The sequence below is a fragment of the Lysinibacillus sp. YS11 genome (assembly GCF_002896375.1).
Classification (GTDB): domain Bacteria; phylum Bacillota; class Bacilli; order Bacillales_A; family Planococcaceae; genus Lysinibacillus; species Lysinibacillus capsici.
On record NZ_CP026007.1, the window covers coordinates 2856361 to 2878394 of the forward strand.

At 38.4% G+C, this 22034-nt stretch carries 25 protein-coding genes and 1 pseudogene; 3 read left to right on the plus strand and 23 right to left on the minus strand.

The window, feature by feature from the left end:
- Window positions 1-22: 22 nt before the first annotated feature.
- From LBYS11_RS14165 to nusB, 11 genes and pseudogenes are all read right to left on the minus strand, one after another.
- Window positions 23-970, minus strand: a complete 948-nt coding sequence (locus LBYS11_RS14165; RefSeq protein ID WP_048392300.1) for a SpoIVB peptidase S55 domain-containing protein — start codon at window positions 968-970, stop codon at window positions 23-25.
- A 122-nt stretch (window positions 971-1092) separates the two neighbouring features.
- Window positions 1093-2784 carry a DNA repair protein RecN gene (gene recN, locus LBYS11_RS14170; RefSeq protein WP_054549167.1) on the minus strand — a complete coding sequence of 564 codons (1692 nt, stop codon included), beginning with the start codon at window positions 2782-2784 and terminating at the stop codon, window positions 1093-1095.
- A 33-nt stretch (window positions 2785-2817) separates the two neighbouring features.
- Window positions 2818-3267: a transcriptional regulator AhrC/ArgR gene (ahrC, locus tag LBYS11_RS14175; RefSeq protein WP_004231170.1), complete on the minus strand. Its 450-nt coding sequence runs from the start codon at window positions 3265-3267 to the stop codon at window positions 2818-2820.
- A gap of 100 nt (window positions 3268-3367) precedes the next feature.
- Window positions 3368-4186 carry a TlyA family RNA methyltransferase gene (locus LBYS11_RS14180; protein WP_054549166.1) on the minus strand — a complete coding sequence of 273 codons (819 nt, stop codon included), beginning with the start codon at window positions 4184-4186 and terminating at the stop codon, window positions 3368-3370.
- Window positions 4186-6086 (minus strand): annotated as a pseudogene (gene dxs, locus LBYS11_RS14185) (1-deoxy-D-xylulose-5-phosphate synthase). The gene LBYS11_RS14180 and the pseudogene dxs overlap by 1 nt, the downstream one beginning before the upstream one ends.
- Window positions 6087-6249: 163 nt before the next feature.
- Complete coding sequence (locus tag LBYS11_RS14190) at window positions 6250-7131, minus strand: polyprenyl synthetase family protein (protein WP_103118412.1); 882 nt, start codon at window positions 7129-7131, stop codon at window positions 6250-6252.
- 3 nt (window positions 7132-7134) lie between these two features.
- Window positions 7135-7368 (minus strand): exodeoxyribonuclease VII small subunit, encoded by a 234-nt coding sequence (gene xseB, locus LBYS11_RS14195; RefSeq protein ID WP_008179899.1) that lies wholly within the window; start codon window positions 7366-7368, stop codon window positions 7135-7137.
- Window positions 7365-8723, minus strand: coding sequence for an exodeoxyribonuclease VII large subunit (gene xseA, locus LBYS11_RS14200; RefSeq protein ID WP_103118413.1), 1359 nt, complete (start codon window positions 8721-8723; stop codon window positions 7365-7367). Before xseA ends, xseB begins: the two co-directional genes overlap by 4 nt.
- A 230-nt stretch (window positions 8724-8953) precedes the next feature.
- The gene (locus LBYS11_RS14205) at window positions 8954-9769 is read right to left on the minus strand and encodes an undecaprenyl-diphosphate phosphatase (RefSeq protein WP_048392294.1); all 816 of its coding nucleotides are present in this window, start codon (window positions 9767-9769) and stop codon (window positions 8954-8956) included.
- A 129-nt stretch (window positions 9770-9898) separates the two neighbouring features.
- Window positions 9899-10753 carry a bifunctional methylenetetrahydrofolate dehydrogenase/methenyltetrahydrofolate cyclohydrolase FolD gene (folD, locus tag LBYS11_RS14210; RefSeq protein WP_054549163.1) on the minus strand — a complete coding sequence of 285 codons (855 nt, stop codon included), beginning with the start codon at window positions 10751-10753 and terminating at the stop codon, window positions 9899-9901.
- 31 nt (window positions 10754-10784) lie between these two features.
- A complete protein-coding gene (gene nusB, locus LBYS11_RS14215; protein ID WP_004231146.1) occupies window positions 10785-11168 on the minus strand; it encodes a transcription antitermination factor NusB in 384 nt (127 codons plus the stop codon).
- Between the two features lie 384 nt (window positions 11169-11552).
- Between nusB and LBYS11_RS14225 the strand changes: the two genes are divergently transcribed.
- On the plus strand, window positions 11553-12455 hold the full coding sequence (locus tag LBYS11_RS14225) for a MerR family transcriptional regulator (RefSeq protein ID WP_103118414.1): 903 nt from the start codon (window positions 11553-11555) through the stop codon (window positions 12453-12455).
- A gap of 124 nt (window positions 12456-12579) precedes the next feature.
- Window positions 12580-13749 carry an MFS transporter gene (locus LBYS11_RS14230; RefSeq protein ID WP_048392291.1) on the plus strand — a complete coding sequence of 390 codons (1170 nt, stop codon included), beginning with the start codon at window positions 12580-12582 and terminating at the stop codon, window positions 13747-13749.
- Window positions 13750-13845: 96 nt separating this feature from the next.
- On the opposite strand, the gene LBYS11_RS14235 is transcribed toward LBYS11_RS14230, so the two are convergent.
- Window positions 13846-14256 carry an Asp23/Gls24 family envelope stress response protein gene (locus LBYS11_RS14235; protein ID WP_004231142.1) on the minus strand — a complete coding sequence of 137 codons (411 nt, stop codon included), beginning with the start codon at window positions 14254-14256 and terminating at the stop codon, window positions 13846-13848.
- Between the two features lie 111 nt (window positions 14257-14367).
- A complete protein-coding gene (locus LBYS11_RS14240) occupies window positions 14368-14694 on the minus strand; it encodes a nucleoside triphosphate pyrophosphohydrolase (protein ID WP_103118415.1) in 327 nt (108 codons plus the stop codon).
- A 103-nt stretch (window positions 14695-14797) separates the two neighbouring features.
- Here LBYS11_RS14240 and LBYS11_RS14245 point away from each other — a divergent pair, with 103 nt between their 5' ends.
- On the plus strand, window positions 14798-15205 hold the full coding sequence (locus LBYS11_RS14245) for a hypothetical protein (RefSeq protein WP_103118416.1): 408 nt from the start codon (window positions 14798-14800) through the stop codon (window positions 15203-15205).
- Window positions 15206-15381: 176 nt separating this feature from the next.
- Here LBYS11_RS14245 and accC read toward each other — a convergent pair whose 3' ends face one another.
- From accC to efp, 10 genes are all read right to left on the minus strand, one after another.
- The gene (gene accC, locus LBYS11_RS14250) at window positions 15382-16749 is read right to left on the minus strand and encodes an acetyl-CoA carboxylase biotin carboxylase subunit (protein WP_004231135.1); all 1368 of its coding nucleotides are present in this window, start codon (window positions 16747-16749) and stop codon (window positions 15382-15384) included.
- Between the two features lie 14 nt (window positions 16750-16763).
- Entirely contained in the window at window positions 16764-17270 is a 507-nt protein-coding gene (gene accB, locus LBYS11_RS14255) for an acetyl-CoA carboxylase biotin carboxyl carrier protein (RefSeq protein ID WP_103118417.1), read from the minus strand.
- A gap of 201 nt (window positions 17271-17471) precedes the next feature.
- Complete coding sequence (locus LBYS11_RS14260) at window positions 17472-18026, minus strand: SpoIIIAH-like family protein (RefSeq protein WP_004231131.1); 555 nt, start codon at window positions 18024-18026, stop codon at window positions 17472-17474.
- Window positions 18027-18413 carry a hypothetical protein gene (locus LBYS11_RS14265; protein ID WP_233732821.1) on the minus strand — a complete coding sequence of 129 codons (387 nt, stop codon included), beginning with the start codon at window positions 18411-18413 and terminating at the stop codon, window positions 18027-18029.
- 95 nt (window positions 18414-18508) lie between these two features.
- Entirely contained in the window at window positions 18509-18652 is a 144-nt protein-coding gene (locus LBYS11_RS23295) for a hypothetical protein (protein WP_004231124.1), read from the minus strand.
- A gap of 1 nt (window position 18653) precedes the next feature.
- Window positions 18654-19565 (minus strand): stage III sporulation protein AE, encoded by a 912-nt coding sequence (locus LBYS11_RS14270; RefSeq protein WP_004231121.1) that lies wholly within the window; start codon window positions 19563-19565, stop codon window positions 18654-18656.
- Between the two features lie 12 nt (window positions 19566-19577).
- Complete coding sequence (locus tag LBYS11_RS14275) at window positions 19578-19955, minus strand: hypothetical protein (RefSeq protein ID WP_016994741.1); 378 nt, start codon at window positions 19953-19955, stop codon at window positions 19578-19580.
- A 5-nt stretch (window positions 19956-19960) separates the two neighbouring features.
- Window positions 19961-20170: a hypothetical protein gene (locus LBYS11_RS14280; RefSeq protein ID WP_012295089.1), complete on the minus strand. Its 210-nt coding sequence runs from the start codon at window positions 20168-20170 to the stop codon at window positions 19961-19963.
- A 90-nt stretch (window positions 20171-20260) separates the two neighbouring features.
- Window positions 20261-21268, minus strand: coding sequence for an NAD(P)H-dependent flavin oxidoreductase (locus LBYS11_RS14285; RefSeq protein WP_048392287.1), 1008 nt, complete (start codon window positions 21266-21268; stop codon window positions 20261-20263).
- 194 nt (window positions 21269-21462) lie between these two features.
- Window positions 21463-22020 (minus strand): elongation factor P, encoded by a 558-nt coding sequence (gene efp, locus LBYS11_RS14290; RefSeq protein WP_004231115.1) that lies wholly within the window; start codon window positions 22018-22020, stop codon window positions 21463-21465.
- Window positions 22021-22034: the final 14 nt, after the last annotated feature.

The window sequence follows — 22034 nt, forward strand, 5'->3', positions numbered from 1 at the left end:
GATTTTTACCTTTCATAACTTTTTATGAAGACCTTCTTAACATTTCCGCTACTGTTAGCGCTGCACCTTTTTTCGGCTCCTCCACAAACATATGTGTCACAGCACCGACAAAACGACCGTCTTGGATAATAGGACTGCCACTCATTCCCTGCAAAATGCCACCTGTTTTTTCAATGAGCTTCTCGTCAGATACTATAAATTCAAGGCGTTCATTTTCCACTTTGGTAATTTCTATTGAAAAGGTTTCCACCTTACTGCCTTCAATGGCTGTATAGATTTCAGCTTTCCCCGTTTTTATATCTTTTTCATGCATAATTTCTATCGCTTTGGGTAATCTTTGTTGATAACCGTCTTCCCAGCGGCCAAAAATACCATAAATAGTATTTTTATCTATACTACCTAGACGTTCTTGATGCTTTTCAATGGAGGAGATTTTATAGCCAGGTTGGCCTGGTGTGCTTTTTCGGATTTGCTGAATAGAAGCTAAAAAAATGGAGCCAGCTCTAAAAACAGGGGCTTCTTGTAGGGTTGAATCGACAATTTGATGACCTAATGCACCGTAATTTTTTGTCTCTGGATCAATATAAGTCAGTGTTCCTACTCCATCTGTTTCATCTTTTAAAAAGGAAATGACATGCTCTGCTTCTTGGTTTTGTAATTCCAATGTAATTTGTTGGCCTTCACTATTGATCGTCCATGTCTGTTGGCCATCTTTTGCCACAGCCTGCTTGGCATCAGCAAGAGATTTTACTGGTATATCGTTTATTTTTTCAATAACAGCGCCTCCTTTCATCCACTGATTGGAAGCTAACAGTACATCGTGTGCGACAAATACATGGGACAATTGAAGTTGAATTCCAATTGCTTCGCCCATTGGTATAAGCTTTTTGGCGGCTAAAGCTTGTATAGGCAACACTAATAAAAAGATGAGCATAGGCAAAATGACTAATTGACGCCAATGACGATTCATACGACACCTCCTTTTCATTTTTGTCTTTTTACTATGTGTTGTTGTGACGTTCTTATAAGCGGTAAATATTTGCGCAAAATGAAAAAAGCCAGAAACAGCTGAAACTGTTTCTGGAATAATGGTTAACGCATTTGTTTTTTTCGTTCATCTGCCATTTTTAAAAGCTCCGTCGCATGCTGTAGTGTCAACGCTGTAATTTCCGTTCCAGACATCATACGGCTAACTTCCTCTATACGAGCATCTTGATCAATTTCTGATAAGGAAGTAAACGTTCGATCATGCTCGACTTCTTTTTTAATGAAGTAATGATGATCAGCCATCGCTGCAACTTGAGGTAAATGTGAAATACATAAAACTTGAGAATTAACAGAAATCGCGGCAATTTTCTCTGCAATCGCCTGCGCAACACGACCACTGACACCTGTATCCACCTCATCAAAGATAATGGAAGTAATTCCATTGGAAGAAGAGAAAATGGTTTTCAACGCTAGCATCATTCGTGATAATTCTCCACCTGATGCAATTTTCGGTAAAGACTTTGGTGGTTCCCCAACGTTTGTGGAAATGTAGAAGATAATTTGATCTTTCCCATTGGCATCAAAATAGGGTAATTCATCGAAATTGACAATAAATTTTGCTTTTTCCATATGTAATTCACGTAGCTCTGCCATAATTGCTTCACTCAATTGTTGAGCTGCAGCTTTACGTACAGTTGAAAGTTCACTAGCCAGCTCATTGAGTACAGCTTCCATCTCTAACACACGTCGTTCTTTCACCTGCAAAATCTCATCACGATTCAACAGCTCATTTAACTCGTTTTTAATTTTTTCATAATAAGCTAAAATTTCTTCCACTGTCGTTCCATATTTGCGTTTTAAAGTTTGCAACAACGCTAAACGCTGCTCAACCTCGTTTAAACGTGCAGGGTCAAATTCCAATTCATCTAACACATTTTTGACCTGATAGGCTGCATCCTGTAATGCATAAAACGCAGTTGTCACTGCCTCAGATGATTCTTTGAATTGCTCATCAACCGTTGCAGCATCTTCTAAAGCACCCATTGCTGTTCCGATCCAATCAAGCCCTTTCGTTTCGCCCTGAATGGCTTCATAGGCTGCACTAGAACGTTCAAAAATTTTATTAAAATTCATCAGACGACGGCGTTCGTCTAGAAGCTCGTCTTCCTCACCTAACTTTAAATTAGCTTCGTCCAACTCTTTAATTTGAAATTGATACAAATCGATACGTTGTGCCATCAACTGCTCATCAATGGATATAGAAGCTAAGTCTTTTTTGAGCAAACGGTATTCATCATATTGGGCGCGATAGTTTTTTTGAATCGGCGACAGCTCTTCTTCTGCAAACTGATCAAGCAAATTGATGTGCTGCTTTTCATCCATTAGCTCTTGATTTTCATGTTGGCCATGAATATCTATGAGACTTGCCCCAATGTCTCTTAGTACCGACAAAGGCACGAGCTTACCATTCACTCGGCAAATACTTTTACCGGTATCATTCAAATCACGACGTAAAATAATTGTATCTTCTTCTATTTCAATGCCTGCTTCTTCTAACTTTTTCAGAACAGGATGAACTGAACTCGAAATTTGAAATAAGCCACCCAATTCTGCTTTTCTTGCGCCATGACGAATAAATTCAGTGTTGCCTCGTCCTCCTGCAAGTAAATGCACCGCATCAATGATAATAGATTTTCCGGCACCTGTTTCCCCAGTGAGAACTGTTAAGCCTTCTAAAAAGCTGACAGTCAAATCCTCAATGATGGCAAAGTTTCGAATACTAAGCTCTCTTAACACAAATTGTCACCTCTAAATCAAATTAACCATTTTTTATAGCATGTCTAATAAACGATTTTTTGTATTTTCACGCTCATTTTCATTTCGACAAATAATTAAAATGGTATCATCTCCAGAAATTGTACCTAAAATTTCCGGCCAATCTAAATGGTCAAGTAGGGAAGCAATGGCATTCGCATTCCCAGGAAGAGCTTTCATGACTAAAAAATGTGATGCCCCATCAATACTTACAAAAGCATCCGCTAATGCACGATGTAATTTTTGGACTGGATTGAAACGTTGATCTGCGGGTAGGCTATATTTATAACGCCCATCCTGTAATGGTACTTTTACTAAATGAAGCTCTTTAATATCTCGTGATACTGTAGCTTGTGTCACATTATAGCCTGCTTCTTTTAAAAAATCGACTAAATCATCTTGTGTTTCAATTTCATGATTGGCGATAATATCCCGAATCCGTATATGTCGTTGTCCCTTATTCAACGAAATCACCTCTTATAAATAATTGTATATGTGTATAATCACACTACCATTTTCAACAAAAAAGCACAAGAAAAAACACGGCTCTATAAGCGAGCACGTGTTATTTTAATGAATTATGCGCTTCTTCAACGAGTGCATTAAAAGCTGTATATGCAGGTAGCACTTCTTGTCCAATAGGATTCACTAAATGGAATAAAAATTCAATATTTCCTTCTCCACCTGTGATTGGAGAGTATGAAGCATCTTTTACTACAAAACCAACCTCAGTTGCCATTGCAGCCGTTTTTTCCAAAACTTCTAAATGTACTTTTTTATCACGAACAATTCCTTTTTTACCTACTTTATCTTTCCCAGCTTCAAACTGAGGTTTCACCAATGCCATAACATCCCCGCCTGGCAGCAATAATGTTTTTAATACTGGTAAAATCAGTGATAACGAAATAAAGCTAACATCGATTGTTGCAAAATCAGGTAAACCTTCTGATAAATCAGCTGCCGTGGTGTAACGAAAATTCGTTTTCTCCATTACTGTCACTCGTTCATCAGAGCGAATTTTCCATGCTAATTGGTTCGAACCAACATCTAGTGCATAGCAATGTCTTGCACCATGTTGTAAGGCACAATCTGTAAAGCCACCTGTAGAGGAGCCAATGTCAAGCATTAGCTTCCCTTCTACAGACATATCAAAAATTTGTAGCGCCTTTTCTAATTTAAGGCCTCCACGACTCACATATTTTAAATCTGAGCCCTTTACTTGTAGCGGTGCATCCACGGCAATTTTCTCGCCTGCCTTATCAATTCGTATTTCATTTGAAAAGACAAGGCCTGCCATAATGGACCGTTTTGCTTTTTCTCTTGTTTCACATAGTCCACGCTCTACAAGTAAAATATCTACACGTTCTTTTGGTTGTTTTGTCATTATTTATTCAAACCCACTTGCTGTTTTTGTTGAAGTAATACATGCATACGTGCAACCGTATCTTCTGCTGTCATATGAATTTCTGCGAGTAGCTGATCTACGTTGCCATGCTCAATATATTGATCTGGGATGCCCATTCGATCAACTAGCGCATTTAAATAGCCGTGGTCATGAGCAAACTCTAATACACCACTACCAAATCCACCTTGTAGAACAGCTTCTTCAATTGTTAAAATCGGTTTTTGACTAGATAATATACGGTGTAGCATATCCTCATCCATCGGTTTGATAAAGCGTGCATTGACCACTTCAATATCGATTCCTTGTTGCGCAAGCATTTCAGCAGCAGCCATTGCCATTGGAATCGTTGTTCCAAATGTCAAAATAGATGCATCTTTCCCCTCACGTAAAACTTCCCAGCTACCAATTGGTAAAGCTATAAGCTCATCATCTAATGGCACACCAATTCCATTACCACGTGGATAACGAAGTGCAATAGGACCACCATCATAATCAATTGCTGTTTTTACCATATGTTGCCCTTCATTCTCATCCTTTGGCATCATGATTGTCATGTTTGGAATATGACGAAGGAAAGCAATATCAAATACACCTTGATGTGTTTCCCCATCTGCTCCCACTAAACCAGCCCGATCAATACCAATAAAGACATTTAAATTCGGGCGAGCAATATCATGCAATACTTGGTCATATGCACGTTGCAGGAAGGTAGAATAAATCGCTAAAAATGGCTTCATCTTTTGCGTAGCTAATCCTGCAGCCATCGTTGCCGCATGCTGCTCCGCAATCCCTACATCAAAGAAACGATTTGGGAAGTCCTTTTGAATACCTTGTAGCTTTGAACCTACAGGCATGGCAGGTGTAATCGTTACCACACGCTCATTTTCATGAGCAATTTTACGAACCGTCTCAGCAATTAAACTACTCCAAGCTGGTCCAGTAGTCTCAGACTTCACAAAGGCACCATTTTCAATTTTATAAGGACCTGTTCCATGCCAATTCCCGATTGTATCATCCTCGGCTGGTTTATAGCCCTTTCCTTTTTTCGTAATAACATGAACAAGGACTGGCCCTTTTACTTTTTTCGCATGTGATAATGTCATTTCAAGCGCTTCAAAATCATGTCCATCAATTGGACCAAGATATTTAAAACCTAGCTCCTCAAAAAACACTCCAGATACTACTAAATATTTTAAGCTATCCTTTACGCGTTCAACAGTAGAGGCAAGCTTTCCACCTAATACAGGAATCTTATTAATAAGTGATTCCAGCTCTTCCTTGGCTTTTGAGTACTCCTTGGCTGTACGTAAACGACCTAAAACATTGTGTAATGCACCAACATTTGGTGCAATCGACATTTCATTATCATTGAGGATGACAATCATATTTGTTTTTGCATGGCCAATATGATTTAATGCCTCAAGTGCCATACCACCTGTTAAAGCCCCATCACCAATAATAGGAATAACAAAGTTGTTTTCTTTTTTATATCACGTGCTGCTGCCATACCCATGGCTGCTGATAAAGATGTCGAGCTATGACCTGTTTCCCACTCATCATGTTCACTCTCCACGCGCTTTGGAAATCCACAAAGCCCTTTGAACTGACGTAGTGTGTCAAATTGACTCGCACGACCTGTTAAAATTTTATGCACGTAAGCTTGGTGGCCAACATCCCACAAAAACTTATCTTTAGGACTGTCAAACATTTTATGCAGCATCATCGTTAACTCAACTACGCCTAAATTCGGCCCGATATGCCCACCTGTGACAGAACATTTTTCGATTAAGAAGGTACGAATTTCTTGGGCAAGCTGCTCAAGCTCCTTCTTATTTAAGTTTTTTAAAAAGGATGGACTAGTTATTTTATTTAAATCCACCTTTCTCACACACCTTTTCAATAAAATATTCACCGCAATTGTGTTTCCACCATTATAGCAGTGTTATCAATATGCTAAAAGTACGAGCACTTCATTGTTTACATATTGCAAACGTTCCCACCTATTCTAGCATATTCTTTTCCTTCAACGCCTTGATTTTCTCTTAGTTTTTACGATGAACTATATAAGCAGCAAAGTCACGTAATAGGCTGACATCTATTGGTAATTGATCGAGTGCGTTAATGGCATGTTGGTAATGCTCAGCAAGCTTTTCTTTTGCTCCCTCTAGGGTTAAGAGTGCTGGATAAGTGCTTTTATCACTAGCGACATCTTTTCCAGCTGTTTTTCCTAGTTCTTCAGTCGTTCCCTCAATATCTAAAATATCGTCTTGAATTTGGAAAGCTAAACCAATATGGTGCGCATATTCTTTCAATGTAGCACGGTCTTGTGCTGATACATCTGCAAGTACGGCTCCCGCTTCAATACTAAAACGCAATAAAGCACCTGTTTTATTGACATGGACTTGTTCCAATTCAGCTAAATTAAGCTGACGTTGCTCCCCTTCCATATCTAGTACTTGACCACCAACCATGCCTTCTGCACCTGCTGCAACGCTTAGCAACTGGACAAGCTCAATACGCTTTTCAGCAGAGATATCCATGCGTGCTAAAATGCCAAATGCCAGTGTGTTTAATGCATCACCAGCAAGCGTAGCCAGCGCTTCTCCATAAACTTTATGATTTGTTGGCTTGCCTCTTCTAAAATCATCATTATCCATGCTTGGTAGATCATCATGGATTAAAGAATATGTGTGAATGATTTCAATAACCGAACCGACAATCATACCGTCCTGAAGATTTTCACGGTAAAGTTCTAGTACTGCTAACACAAAAAGCGGACGAATTCGTTTACCCCCTGCCTTTAATGAATAAAGCATGGATTCCTTTAAATCTGCTGGTGCATCAATTTGTTCAACAAGTGCAAACATCGTCTCTTCAATTTGTGGTGTATTGCTTTCAATAAAGTACTTTAATGGCTCATTCATTTCCTAATTCTCTCCCTTTAGTGGATCAAATGCTGTTGTTTCACCAGTCTCTTGGACAATTGATACAAGCTGCTCCTCAGCATGTTGCAGCTTACTATGGCAAAACTTTGATAGCTCCATTCCTTGCTTGTATAAATCAATCGCATTTTCCAATGGCACATCACCCTGTTCTAACTGGCGAACGATTTCTTCTAGTGCCGTCATGGCTTCTGCAAATGTTTGTTGTTTTTCAGTCACAACAATTCCCCCTCATTCTTTGGCAAGATATTCGTCACATTAGCCACAACCTTTCCATCATGGAAAGTCAGTGTCAGTTTATCTTGCTTTTGCACCTCAGTGGATGATTTGATCATTTGCTGATCTTTATATGCTACTGTAAATCCTCTTGTTAGAATGGACAGTGGATTTAAAGCTTCTAATGTTCTAACGGTTGACTCAAATTGTTGTTGCTTTTTTGCCACATAATACGTTGTAGCACGTGATAATTGTTGAACGCGCGCTTCAAGCTCTCTCTGATGAAAAGCAAGTGCCTTTTTGGGTGAATGTTGCTCCACCGTACTATGTAATTGTTGAAGTTGTGCAGCTTTTTTCATCAAGCTCACTTGCATTGCTGCCTGTAATCCTGACTCAAGCTGTGCCAATCTTTCTGTAAAAGGTCGATAAAGTCTTTCTGGCATTGACAATGGATAAGACTGCTGGAGCTTATTTAGACGTTGTCGCTCTGCCATAAGTTGCGACCTAACCATTTGATGTAGCTGTGATTTCTGCGTAAGCACGCGTTGGTAGAGATCCGCTTGATCGGGCACAGCCAACTCAGCAGCAGCTGTTGGAGTAGGTGCACGTAAATCGGCTACATAATCGGCAATCGTTGTATCTGTTTCATGGCCAACCGCACTTATAATAGGTATTCGGCTTTCAAAAATAGCTCTTGCCACAATTTCTTCATTAAAAGCCCATAAATCCTCGATGGAGCCTCCTCCTCGCCCGACAATCAACACATCACAGCTTGCCTCTTGATTAGCACGTTGAATATTTTGCACAATATTCGGTGCAGCCTGAGCTCCTTGTACAAGGGTTGGATAAATCAAAATTTCAGCAAGTGGGTAACGCCTCTTTAATGTTGAACAAATATCCCGTATAGCTGCACCAGTTGTTGACGTGAGCACACCAATTTTTTCAGGAAATTTTGGTATCGGTTGCTTCCACTCAGGTTTAAAAAGACCTTCTTTTTGTAATTGCTCTTTTAATTGATTGAAGGCAACAAATAAGCTACCAATGCCATCTGGTTGCATTTCCTGTACATATAGCTGATAGGTTCCATAGCCTTCGTAAACGTTTACATCCCCTCGGATAAATACTTGCATACCTTCCTTTGGTTCAAACGCTAATTTGGTAGCCGCTGCTTTAAACATCGTCGCAGCTATTCGGGCACCATCATCCTTTAATGTAAAGTAAATATGGCCGGATTGATGAATTTTCACATTTGATAATTCACCTTTTACATACACTTCACGCAAATGTGGATCTGCATCGAATTTTCGTTTAATATATTTTGTTAACGCTTTTACTGTTAAATAAGAAGCAGAGGACATGTTTTCGGCTCCTTTACTAAAATCAAGTTTTTCACAAAACTACACCTATCATAACATTTTTTGCAGTCGTTGACGTGCCAAAATGCAGTTTCGATAGAAAAAATGACTGTCTTTCTTCTATCGAAAAACAACTATAACACATTCCTACACGTTCTCACTATTAGAAATCGTATATTATGACAAATAACAAACAAAGCCCCATAACTTCATACGTTATGAGACTTTATATTTTAATAAAATAGTAATAAAAGAGTTCCTACAATAAAACAATAATACGTAAAGTAGCTAAGTTTGCCACTTTTCATAATGCCCATAAACCAACGCATCGCAAAATAAGTCATAATGAGTGTTGCCAAGAAAGTGGCGGCATATGGAAGAGCTAAGGCACCTTTATTCGGCTCGTCTAAAAAATCTGTAATGCCAAGGACTACCCCACCCAAACTTACAGGAATATAAAGCATAAAGGAAAAACGTAAGGCTGTATCCTGCTTCATCCCTACTGCTATGGCGGAAATAATCGTAGCTCCAGAACGGCTAATGCCTGGCGTTAAAGCAACTGCTTGCCCCAGCCCTACAATGATGGCATCTTTAGCACGTAAATCTGCATCTTTCTTCTTGCCACGCATATTACGAATTAACCATAATGCAGTCCCTGTCACAAATAGCATGAGCGCAATCGTCGTCATACTTACGTTATCTGCAATAACATCACTTAATAACACCCCTAAAACGCCAGCAGGAATTGAACCGATGACAATATAGAGAGCAAAGCGAAAATCTGCGTTATACCGCTTTTCTCTAGTTTTCAAGTAAAGAAAAAAATGACTGATCAGACGAACAATATCCTCACGATAAATATACATAATAGCAAGTAACGAAGCTGTATTGGTTAAGATGGCAAAAGTAAAACCTTGTTCACCTAGTCCCAGCATTTCGCTAGCAATCATTACATGTCCACTCGACGATACAGGAATTGGCTCTGTAAAACCTTGGACAAGTCCAATAATGATATGCTTGACAATTAACATAATATCGATATTTTCCATAAAAACCTCCTCCTCAGTATGTATGTCCCAAACGTTACATTAGACGACAAAATCGAAGAAAAGTTCTGAATTTACACAACAAAAAAGTCACCTCACACAATGTTGAGATGACTTTCTTCAAAAGGTTTTTTATTTTGCAAGCGTATTTTCAGCCGCTTGCACTGTGTTGAATAGTAACATTGTGATGGTCATTGGTCCTACACCACCTGGTACAGGCGTAATATGAGACGCAATTCCATCTACTTCTGCAAAGTTTACGTCACCGCATAATTTATTGTTGTCATCGCGATTAATGCCTACATCAATAACAACAGCCCCTTCTTTCACGTGCTCTTTTGTAATAAAGTTTGCACGTCCAACTGCGGCAATTAAAATATCTGCTTGTTTTGTAAATGAAGGTAAATCTGGCGTTTTAGAGTGTGTATAGGTTACCGTTGCATCCTTTTGTAAAAGTAGTTGTCCCATTGGTTTACCAACGATATGACTGCGACCTACGATTACAGCATGCTTTCCTGCGATTTCAATTCCTGAATACTCAAGAAGCTTCATCACGCCAAACGGTGTACAAGGTAAAAATGTTTCTTGGCCAAGCATCATTTTCCCAACGCTTACAGGTGAGAATCCATCGACATCCTTCTCGACAGCAATCGTTGCAATGACTGTATCCTCATCAATATGTTTTGGGAGTGGTAATTGAACTAAAATACCATGAATATCCTCACGTTGATTTAAAAGCTCAATTTGTGCTAGTAATTCCTCTTGCGTTGTCTCTTCGGGTAATTTAATGAGTTCTGAAAACATACCAATCGCTTCACAAGATTTTTGTTTATTTCTCACATATGTAGCTGATGCCTGGTTGTCTCCAACTAACACAACCGCTAAACCAGGTGTCAATCCTCGCTCTTTTAAACGAATGACACGCTCTGCTACAGCATTACGAATTTCTTGACCAATCTCTTTACCATTAATAATTGCACTTGACATAAACCTTCGTTACTCCTTCCAATTCAACACATTATTCTTGTTCTGTAAATTTAGAAAGTACACCATTGACGAATTTAGATGAACTATCATCGCCAAATGTTTTACATAACTCGATTGCTTCGTTTAGTACTACTCTTTTTGGTGTTTCTGGCATGTATAACAATTCATATACAGCTAAACGTAAAACCGTTCTTTCAATTTTGGGTAGACGGGCAAGTGACCACTTTTCAAGATGCTGTTCTAATGTAGCATCGATTTCCTCCAAATGTTCAGCTGTTCCATTTACGATCTTTTCGTAGAAGGCATTGGTAGGTTGACCTTTAATATGGCCCATTGCTTCTTCAACTGTAAGATCCGTATTGTCTAGCTGAAACAAAACTTGCAACGCTTTTTCGCGTGCTTCATGTCGTTTCATGTAAAGCTCTCCTTCTTAAGTGGCATTAAGGTTTATAATAGCATAAAATCACATGAGAAACACGATTTCAAGCAAGTTTTCAATAATCTGAACCTTTTTCAAGGAACTTTTTGTTTAAGCCCACTTCTCATCGAATAGTGGTATTCCAAAAATGAATGTTTCCTGTTCGTAATGGTATAATAAAGAAAAACGTTAGAGGTGTCACAATGCAAACTGAAGCTATATGTCTTAGCTGCAAAAAACATTTAAAATGGTTGACAGTGAAGAACAATATCAACAAATGAAGGAACGTACATCTCACCTATTTTACTGGGTGGATGCAAGCATAAAATTCGTTTTGATGCCATTCGAAACTTTTTTAGCTTTTATTAGTGGAGGCCATTTATGAAGGAACATTATTATACGATAGGTGAGGTTGCCAAACTTTCAAACTTATCGGTTCAGACATTACGTTATTATGATCAAATTGATTTATTTAAGCCTGCTTATATCGATACCTTCACCAATTATCGGTATTATAAAGGCAATCAGCTATTCTATTTAGACATTATAAAGTCCCTTAAATATATCGGCGTGACGCTCGATGATATAAAAAAAGCACTTAGATTAACCTCAGAGGAATTGCTTGATTTTTTAGCTCAGCAGGAGCTACGCATCAATGAAAAAATTTCACGTTTAAACGAAGCAAAAAATACCTTACTGAAAACAAAAAAGCAATTACAAGAGCAAATTGATATCCCAGTTTTCGGTGAGATTTATGTGCAAATAGAGGAAGCAATGCCCGTTCTTCAAGTAACCACTACTGAATTAACACCGACATCGAGCACCAGTACATACTATGCCACTTTAATTAAAATCATCGAAAAGGAAGGCAGTGTCTTAAACAGTCGTTATGGTTGTATTTATCCACTAGAGCCTTATAAAGATGTCAATGACATCATTTATGATGCTATTTTCACTCCCCTATTAACGGAGCGCACATTTTCGCAGCTTTCACCAAACATACAACAAACCATTATTCCTGGCGGTAAATATGTATGCATTGCCTTTATTTACGATCCTGATACTTATTTTTCATTCTATGAAAAGTTGAGAAATCATGTACTAGCTCAGCAGGAACTATTTGAATCGCAAGTGTATGAGCTATACATGCCAGCAACGCTCACTATGGAACAAGAAAAGAAATTTATAGTAGAATTAAAGATTAGGCAAAAACAAGAGACACAAAATTCCTCCGAAAAAGTAGTGGCACATTCGTATAACTCTCAGCCAGAACTCCCAAACTGATAAAAATTTTAAAAAATAAAAACAAATCTTTTGACCCTATAGTTACTATAGGGTTTATCGTATTACATGGAAATATTCTAGTAGATTGAAAACATGTATCGCGAACAATTAGAAGGAGAAGTTTATGAGCAAGAAACAAAATATAACCTTAGCTATTTTATTATCTAATCTTTTCATTGCCTTTTTAGGGATTGGTTTAGTCATCCCTGTTTTACCAACCATCATGAATGAGCTACATATTTCTGGCTCTGTTGTTGGTTATATGGTGGCAGCCTTTGCCATTACACAATTAATTGCATCACCAATTGCAGGTAAGCTTGTTGATAATATTGGCCGCAAAGTTATGATTGTTGCAGGTCTTTTTATTTTTGGACTTTCTGAGTTTTTATTTGGGTTTGGTCGTTCTGTTGAAATTCTTTTTGTCTCTCGTATGTTAGGTGGCGTGAGTGCCGCTTTCATTATGCCAGCTGTAACCGCCTATATAGCTGATATTACGACATTGGCACAGCGCCCTAAGGCACTTGGCTATATGAGTGCAGCCATTAGCACAGGTTTTATTATCGGCCCTGGGATCGGTGGTTTTTTAGCTGAAATTGGTACACGTGTCCCATTTTATGCAGCTGGGGTACTTGGTCTGTTCGCAGCTATCCTGTCATTGCTGTTTTTAAAAGAGCCAACACGTGCTACAGACAATGAAGAAGTAGCACAATCCATGTTAGGTAGTGTCAAGCGTGTGTTTAGTCCACTCTACTTCATACCATTCATTCTTATTTTCGTGTTATCATTTGGCCTCGCTGCATTCGAATCATTGTTTAGCTTATTCGTCGATCACAAATTTGCGTTTACACCATCGGATATTGCCATAATTATTACAGGAAGTGGTATTGTTGGGGCACTAGCTCAATTAATACTATTTGATTGGCTGACAAAGAAAATGGGTGAGATTAATGTTATTCGTTACTCACTAATCCTTTCAGCAGTATTAACATTCGCCATGACGATCGTGAGTCATTATTTTGCCATCTTATTCGTGACATTCTTTATTTTCGTAGGCTTCGATTTAATTCGACCTGCTGTTACTTCGTATTTATCGAAAATTGCCGGAAATGAACAAGGATTTGTTGGTGGCATGAACTCTATGTTTACAAGTCTTGGTAATATTTTTGGCCCAATTCTAGGTGGGGTATTGTTCGATATCAATCTGAACTATCCATACTACTTTGCTACAATCGTATTGGTGCTAGGCGTCATACTTGCGTTATTCTGGAGAAAGCCAAAGCATATAGAATTATAAAAATAGCGATACATCCACATGAACATCCTAGAGAAATCCATATAAAAAGGACTGCCCTTTGATGAACGAATCATCATTGGGCAATCCTTTTCTTTTTTATTCATGCACTACTGTTTCTTCTTTTTCAAAGTGAATACCTGTAATATGCACATTTACTTCTGCTGTTTCTAGTGCCGTCATATTAAAAATAGCCTGACGGATTTGCGTTTGAACTTCTTTTGCTACTTTAGGAATGGCATATCCATATTTCACAGAGCAAAATACATCAATCGCAATTTCACCAGTTTCCGTTACACCTGATTTAATGCCTTTATTGTGTACTTTTTTACCGAAACGTTCCACGACACCCGTCGCAATATTCCCACGAGTTGCAGCAATGCCTTCTACTTCATTGACAGCAATCCCAGCCACAACCTCGATCACCTCTGCCGCTACCTCAATTTTTCCAAGCTCTTCTTTCCCAGAAGGTGTTGGTTGTACGAAAGATTGTCCTACTTTCTCTGCCATACAAATATCATCCTTTCCCTTACACATCACAAACAAGTGCTGTACTTACATTTATTATACTATAAAAAGGAAGGTTTGGCTGTCGAAAGCCGTTTTAATTTAAAACCGACTTTACTGATCCACTACATCGATTAAATAAATTCCCTTTTCAAATCCCCCACGAGCATTTCTCTTGTGTTCACGCGTCTCTTCTAGCTCCTCAAAGCTTACACCTAGCACACCGATAGCGATATGAAGGAGCTCCAGTATATCTGCAAGCTCTTCTACACTTTCTTCTCTACATTCGGCTTCGTAAAATTCTGTAGCTTCTTCTATCATTTTAGTTTTTATTGCCTTTATCAGTTCACTAGGTTCTAAAATGCGTGCATGATAGGATAAACCCTTCGCTTCAATTACTTCTAAAATTTTATCCCTCACTAGCTTATTGTATATTGGCATCCATTGTTTCACTCCTTTTCAGGGGGATGACTATTTCTTTCTTCTATTATATAGTATTCTTTCTATAATATAGAATTAATTTGAGATAAAGTAGAGGTAGAGTATGTTACAAAAATGGTTGTTTGGCATCGGTGGGGTTGTCCTCATGTTTACAATGTTTTTTTTATTTTTGGGGAATAGTGCTAGTGAAGATACATTGCTTGCGAAAAATATAATGGAAAAAGCAAATAATGGTACAACTATAGTTTCACTAAATAAATTAACGGATTTTGATTGGGAAAAAGCGCAAATTTTTGGACCTTATACAACGAAAGATGCGATTGAAGAAACAATGCACATACAGTTTAAAGGTAGTATTAGTGGATTAGATGTACGGGAAGATATTTTCCTTCTTGTATTTGCGAAAGAAGGCCATGCGATAAAGACAGCTGTGCTTTACAGAAACATAGGAGACTATTCAACAAAGAATGGTATGTTAACACCAGATAACGATCTTCTATCTATAAAATAGAACTTTTATAATCTTTTTCACCACACTTCAATTAGTAACGGTTTAAGCTTCTATAACGGTCAATCTTTCTTCTATGATTGATCTTCCTACCTGCAAGTAAGTCTTCCATCTAGTTATGCTTAGACATAAAAAACCTCCTAACTAATAATAGCTAGGAGGTTTAAACTTGCGAACGCTTACTTCACTTTTTCTGCTACACCCAATACATCGTTCTCTTCTAGGAACTTCGTATTGAATTGCGCTGATTTGAAGACATCATTGTTCATTAGTGCTTGGTGGAATGGAATCGTTGTATTAATTCCAGGACCAGATACTTCGAATTCACTTAAGGCACGGTTCATTTTCGCAATCGCTTCTTCACGTGTATCCGCATGAACAATTAGTTTTGCTACCATTGAATCGTAATATGGTGGGATTGTATAGCCTGCATAGACAGCAGAATCAATACGTACACCATAGCCACCTGGTGTTATATACGTATCAACAGTTCCTGCTGAAGGCATGAAGTTTTTATAGGCATTTTCTGCGTTAATACGGCATTCAATCGCCCAACCATTTAATTTTATATCATCTTGTGTGAATGGAAGCTTCTCACCAGATGCAATTTTTAATTGTTGTTGTACAAGATCTACACCAGAAATCATTTCTGTTACTGGGTGCTCAACCTGAATACGAGTGTTCATTTCCATGAAGTAGAACTTGTCCTCTTGATAGTCATAGATAAACTCGATTGTGCCAGCACCTTCATAGTTACATGCTTGTGCCGCTTTTACTGCAGCTGCACCCATTTCAGCACGACGCTCAGAGGATAGGGCTGGAGATGGAGCTTCCTCTACTAACTTCTGCATACGACGTTGAACCGTACAGTCACGTTCGCCTAAATGCACCACGTTACCGTAGCCATCTGCTAAAACTTGGATTTCACAGTGACGGAAGTACTCGATAAATTTCTCTAAATATACGCCAGGGTTACCGAATGCTGCAGCAGCCTCTTTTTGCGTAATTTCAATACCTTTTACAAGATCTTCTTCTGTACGTGCTACACGGATTCCTTTACCGCCACCACCAGCAGTTGCTTTGATGATGACAGGGTAACCAATTTTAGCAGCCCATTCTTTACCAGTTTCGATATCTGGTACAATACCAGTACCTGGAACAAGTGGAACGCCTGCTGCTTCCATTGTTGTACGTGCAACGTCCTTGATGCCCATAATTTTAATAGAATCAGATGATGGACCGATAAATTTAATGCCAGCGTTTTCACAAGCTTCAGCAAAATCAGCGTTTTCTGATACGAAGCCATATCCTGGGTGGATGCCATCAGCACCTGTCTTTTCAGCTACGCTAAGTAGCGCTGGGAAGCTAAGATAAGAATCTTTTGATAGCTTCGGTCCGATGCAATAAGCTTCGTCTGCTAACTTCACATGTAATGCGTCAGCATCTGCTTCAGAGTACACAGCAACCGATTGAATGCCTAACTCTTTACAAGCACGAATGATACGCACAGCGATTTCACCGCGGTTTGCAATTAAAACTTTTTTCATTTGTTTTGCACTCCTTACTCAGCTTTTACAAGGAATAATGGTTGGCCGTACTCTACTAAGTCGCCATCTTTAACTAGAATTTCAACGATTTCCCCTTGCACTTCTGCTTCGATTTCGTTGAATAATTTCATTGCTTCTACGATACATACGATTGTTTCGTCCCCTACTTTGTCACCCACTTTTACGTAAGCAGGAGAATCTGGGTTTGGTGCTTGATAGAAAGTACCGACCATTGGAGATACAATTTTATGTAACGATGGGTCGTTAACTGATGGTGCCGCTGCAGCTGGTGCTGGCGCTTCTTCTTTCACTGGTGCAGGTGTTACTGCTGGAGCTTCTGCTGGTGCAGATTGTTGTACAACAGGGGCTACTACTTCTTTTTTAGGTGCTACAGTTTCTGTAACAACAACATTATTCTTTTTAAGTTTTACTTTTGCGCCATCTACTTCATACACAAACTCGTCAATAGAAGAAGAATCCACTAATTTGATAATTTCACGAATTTCTTGAATTTTGAACATTTCTAACTCTCCTTATGAATTAAAATCTACTACAATAACTATTCTATATTTTTTCGTATCAATTTGAAATAGTTAAATGAAAATTAAGTAAATATGAACAAAATAAAAGGCTTTCCTTTACTAAGCGAAAGCCTTTTCATGAAGCTGATATATAACAACCTTTTATAAATTAACTAAAAATTTATTTTTTTCTATATTTTTTTAATAATTATTTGCACTGAACTTGACTTGCACATCATTTGCGCCTTCCATCTCTGTTTTTACCAGATAAATAATTTCGTTTGCTTGGGCTTTTGACAATTCCTCTGCCATCACTGTCACCGATACCTTTTCTCCCTCAGCACGAACAAACGCATCAGAGTAGCCTAATGATTTTACGAGCATCTCAAGCATAGCTTCAGCTGATTCACGTTTAATAAGGCCATCCATTTCATTATATGCCTCATTTTTTTCTTCGGCAGAATATTCTTCTGAGGCAATCTTTTGTGTTAACTGTTCACGAAGCTGGCTTCTCTCATCACTAACCTGCATACGCATTTCTTCAAATAAGTGACTTGGTGAAGATACTTCTTGTGTTATATCATTTGTTGCCTCCTGATCTGTAACACCTGTGACAGCTGTTTGTTGCAGTGTATCATCTGTAAAAATAGTAAGACCATTGAATTGCTTTGCTGGATCTACCAAATAATACACTGAAATGACTGCTACTAAACTTAATAATGTCATAAACCAAACTGTTCTTCTACGTACGCGCATTTACTTTTCCTCCTTATTTTCCATTGGAACGATAATAATTCGATGAATCGGTAATTGCATCACTTGACTGACGACAGCACGAATTTCATTTTTCACAAAGATATCGGAAGCACCCTCTGAAACAACGAGCATTCCTGTCACGTTTTTCGTGCCTTGTTCAGTCCCTCGAAAATATTGGCTGAATAGTTTATTGGCATTCTGATCATCTGTCATCTCTCCATAATAAAAGTAGACTTTAACCTTCCCAACACCTTCCATTGCCTTCAGGGTTTGCTCAAGTTTTTCTTCATTCGTGAGCTGTGAACCATTGTCGCTTGTTGAATTCGTTTGATACATAGGTAAAATAATGAAAATTCCCACGGAGGCAGCTATCAAAATTAAAACCATCAATGACGTTGTTTTTTTTCGTGTCTTTTCCACATCACTTGTACATTGCCTCCTTTCATCTTCTCTTTTTCAAGTGTATGTACGCTTGTTTCTTCCTATGAATTGATAAATGGAATCTTTAATAGCAATTGCAAAAATACTAACGTGATGACCAACTTTGTCAGTGAAATTATTTCCTTATCATCCGTTAGAAACACAAAAATCTGACAGACAAACAGCAATGCCAATAAAAGAATCAATCTATCTCCCCCCTGCCATGACTTGTACGAACACAATGAGGAAAAAACAAGAAAACATAAATGAAAAAGCAATTAAAAATGATACAGCACATAAAGTAAATAGTGATTTGCTAACTTGATCTAGTAGTCTACAAATATCATCAAAGGCAATCGGTTCTAAAATAGCAGCGAGCATTTTCAAAGAATAGGCACTAACTACAAGCTGCACGGTTGGGATAAAAGACACCGTAATGACGGCGATAAAAGCGCTAATACTTGTAAGAGAAGATGTAAATTGAGTCATATGCTGAAACATCGAAAAACTATCCACAATAAAAGAACCAACAACTGGAATATTTTCTTCAATTAATTTTTTGACGGGCTCTGCTACAGCCGCATTGACACTAAATGCTGCTACACCACTTGCGGTCATCAGTAAGACATAGCAAATAACTGAGGCCGACACGATGCTCATAATTGTAAAGCGAATTAATTCAGCTATTCGAGTAAAGGATATTTCCTTTACGATGACACTGCATACATCAAAGACAATGGCCAAAAGCACGCCAGGAATAAGCCACTTACTACTGATAATGGTGAGGACTTGTACAAAAAACAGTAAAAAAGGCTGCCAGGAAGCAATCGCTGTAATACTACTGGATAATAAAAAGCTTGATGTAAGAATCGGATAAAATGCCGTAAATAGATGGGCTAGTCCTTGTGCAATTTCATCAATTAATGTAAAGGAGTTGACAACAACAGGACCGATTGTTGCTAAAACGATAAGAAAAAAAAGTATCCTTGTCCCTTTTTCAAACTCTGGTAATAGCATGTTCACAATCAAAATGATGATGACGTAGCTGCAAAGCATGAGCGTCATCTTGAGCAAGAGAAAGAATGGGTCGATTAAAAACGATAATATTTGCTCCTGCAATGGCTTCGCTCCTTAGTTTAGCCTTTTTAAAATGGCCGACACCTCCTGTAGAACAGCCAGAAATTCTTTAAACCAATACAGCAAAATCACAATTTTCACCGCAGCAAAAACGATGTTCCCGAGCACTTTATAATTATGTTCTGCCAAAAGCAATGCCACCCACTGCCCGACATAGAACATACTTGCACTGATTAAAATAGCCTTCGCATAAGGTAAAAACGCAAGTGTTTCTAACAATTGTTTGGCGAAAGGCAATAAAAGCGTCGAGAACAACATGCCAAAAAGCAAAAAAGAAAACATCACACTGATTAGCGCATGGAGTGGCTGTATAACTTCTTTTATCAGCAATAATAAAAGCAGCATGACAACAGCGACGATGACAATTTCCATTCACATTACCCGGATGAGGTAAGCCATTGGAAGAAGGTTAAAATCTCATTAAAGAATAGACGTAAAAATCGAAGTAATTCTGCTGTCATATATAAGTAAGCAATGAAAAAGAGGAAAAATGAAAACTCCTTCTTCCCTGTTTGATCAAAGAAAACATGAAGAAGCGCAACGACTAGTCCCACTCCAGCAACTCTTAATACGTCTTGTAATTCCATTCCTACGCCCCCTCGTGTACAGCAATATATGTCGCTCTTCAAAAAAAAAGACCTCTATACAGATGTATAGAGATCTTCTACGATAAAAAATTATAATAGTTTGCTCACAATGTTTTTCACCGTATCCGTTTGCTGTATGAGGTGACTATTTTCACCCATCCACATGGATAAATATTCCGCATTACCTTGCTCAGCACTTTCCTTACGAATGGTAGTCGTTAGATAATTTTGTAGTGGATAGGGTGCTACTGTCGCATCCTCCATACGTTTCGTGAAATCATTTGCTAAACCTCTTGCTGGTTTACCAGTAAATGCAAGCGTAATCGTCGTTTGTTGTTCTTTTGATGCCAATACAGCATTTTTATAGAGTGGCGAAATTTCGCATTCATCTGCTACTAGTAAAGCCGTACCAATTTGTACTGCCTGTGCCCCACTTTCAAGTGCCTTTTGAATATCCTCTTTGGTTACAAGGCCTCCCGCAGCTATAATCGGAATCGCAACTTTTCCCACTACTTGTTGTAGTAAGTCATGTAATGGAATTAATTGCAGAGGGTCAGTAAAAGAGCCTCGATGACCGCCAGCCTCTCCCCCTTGTAATACAACCGCATCCATTCCTGCTTGCTCCACCAGTATGGCTTCCTCTAATGTGGTAGCAGTACCAATCGTATAGACGCCATGATCTTTTAATTGTTTAAGAACAGCCGGAGATGGCAGCCCAAATGTAAATGAACAAACTGCTACCTTTTCTTCAATCACAGCTTGAACCTGTCCCGCAAAAACTTCCTTTGATGTTACGCTCTGTACAGGGGATAATCCTAATTCATCGTAAAAAGGTTGCAGTGCCATTCTGGCTTGTTGTAAAACCTCGACATCAATTTTGGGTTCTTCTTGCACAAATAAATTGACCGCAAAGGGCTTTGTCGTTAATTTCTTCACTTCTTGAATAAACTGCTTTGTTTGTTCACCATCTAAGTAACCTGCACCAATTGAACCTAATAGGCCTGCCTCAGCACAAGCCGCCACAAATTTAGGTGATGTCACGCCTGCCATTGGTGCTTGTATAATTGGATATCGCATATCAAATGTTGTTTGTAGCATACCTTTCACTCCTTACTCTGATTGTAAACAATTCTACCAGTAATGACCATCTATCTGATGATAGAAACTTGATAGTACCTCAATAAAAATTAAATAGTGCTTCTATCTATTATCACATTAAATGAACGATTTGACAGTATATGTATAAGAAAAAAATAAAAACCTACTCTTTAATGAAAAGAGTAGGCTGATCATTAGGCACGCGAAACGTAAGAACCCTCATCCGTGTTAATGATTAAAACGTCACCTTGGTTAACGAAGAATGGTACTTGTACGATTAGACCTGTTTCAAGAGTAGCAGGCTTTGTACCGCCAGAAGCTGTATCACCTTTGATTCCTGGTTCTGTTTCTGTTACTTCTAATTGAACAGTATTTGGTAATTCAACACCTAACATTTCACCTTGGTAAGATTGAATATGCACTTCCATGTTTTCTTTTAGGAATTTTAATTCATACTCAATAGCAGATGAAGCTAGTTCAGTTTGCTCATATGATTCCAAGTCCATAAATACATGCTCGTCACCTTGTGCATATAAATATTGCATTTTACGATTATCGATTTGTGCCTTTTCAACTTTTTCACCAGCGCGGAATGTTTTTTCATTCACTGAGCCGTTACGTAGGTTACGCAATTTAGAACGTACGAACGCAGCACCTTTACCTGGTTTTACGTGTTGGAAATCTAACACGCGGTATAATTGGCCATCAACAATAATTGTTAGACCTGTACGGAAATCGTTTACTGAGATCATTTGTGTTCCTCCAA

What these genes read in the sequence shown, in the direction of transcription:
- LBYS11_RS14165 (WP_048392300.1), bottom strand. Translation starts at nt 970, where the DNA reads ATGAATCGTCATTGGCGTCAATTAGTCATTTTGCCTATGCTCATCTTT.
- LBYS11_RS14180 (WP_054549166.1), bottom strand. Translation starts at nt 4,186, where the DNA reads ATGACAAAACAACCAAAAGAACGTGTAGATATTTTACTTGTAGAGCGT.
- LBYS11_RS14190 (WP_103118412.1), bottom strand. Translation starts at nt 7,131, where the DNA reads ATGAATGAGCCATTAAAGTACTTTATTGAAAGCAATACACCACAAATT.
- xseA (WP_103118413.1), bottom strand. Translation starts at nt 8,723, where the DNA reads ATGTCCTCTGCTTCTTATTTAACAGTAAAAGCGTTAACAAAATATATT.
- LBYS11_RS14205 (WP_048392294.1), bottom strand. Translation starts at nt 9,769, where the DNA reads ATGGAAAATATCGATATTATGTTAATTGTCAAGCATATCATTATTGGA.
- folD (WP_054549163.1), bottom strand. Translation starts at nt 10,753, where the DNA reads ATGTCAAGTGCAATTATTAATGGTAAAGAGATTGGTCAAGAAATTCGT.
- nusB (WP_004231146.1), bottom strand. Translation starts at nt 11,168, where the DNA reads ATGAAACGACATGAAGCACGCGAAAAAGCGTTGCAAGTTTTGTTTCAG.
- LBYS11_RS14225 (WP_103118414.1), top strand. Translation starts at nt 11,553, where the DNA reads ATGAAGGAACATTATTATACGATAGGTGAGGTTGCCAAACTTTCAAAC.
- LBYS11_RS14230 (WP_048392291.1), top strand. Translation starts at nt 12,580, where the DNA reads ATGAGCAAGAAACAAAATATAACCTTAGCTATTTTATTATCTAATCTT.
- LBYS11_RS14235 (WP_004231142.1), bottom strand. Translation starts at nt 14,256, where the DNA reads ATGGCAGAGAAAGTAGGACAATCTTTCGTACAACCAACACCTTCTGGG.
- LBYS11_RS14240 (WP_103118415.1), bottom strand. Translation starts at nt 14,694, where the DNA reads ATGCCAATATACAATAAGCTAGTGAGGGATAAAATTTTAGAAGTAATT.
- LBYS11_RS14245 (WP_103118416.1), top strand. Translation starts at nt 14,798, where the DNA reads ATGTTACAAAAATGGTTGTTTGGCATCGGTGGGGTTGTCCTCATGTTT.
- accC (WP_004231135.1), bottom strand. Translation starts at nt 16,749, where the DNA reads ATGAAAAAAGTTTTAATTGCAAACCGCGGTGAAATCGCTGTGCGTATC.
- accB (WP_103118417.1), bottom strand. Translation starts at nt 17,270, where the DNA reads ATGTTCAAAATTCAAGAAATTCGTGAAATTATCAAATTAGTGGATTCT.
- LBYS11_RS14260 (WP_004231131.1), bottom strand. Translation starts at nt 18,026, where the DNA reads ATGCGCGTACGTAGAAGAACAGTTTGGTTTATGACATTATTAAGTTTA.
- LBYS11_RS14265 (WP_233732821.1), bottom strand. Translation starts at nt 18,413, where the DNA reads ATGGTTTTAATTTTGATAGCTGCCTCCGTGGGAATTTTCATTATTTTA.
- LBYS11_RS14275 (WP_016994741.1), bottom strand. Translation starts at nt 19,955, where the DNA reads ATGGAAATTGTCATCGTCGCTGTTGTCATGCTGCTTTTATTATTGCTG.
- LBYS11_RS14280 (WP_012295089.1), bottom strand. Translation starts at nt 20,170, where the DNA reads ATGGAATTACAAGACGTATTAAGAGTTGCTGGAGTGGGACTAGTCGTT.
- LBYS11_RS14285 (WP_048392287.1), bottom strand. Translation starts at nt 21,268, where the DNA reads ATGCTACAAACAACATTTGATATGCGATATCCAATTATACAAGCACCA.
- efp (WP_004231115.1), bottom strand. Translation starts at nt 22,020, where the DNA reads ATGATCTCAGTAAACGATTTCCGTACAGGTCTAACAATTATTGTTGAT.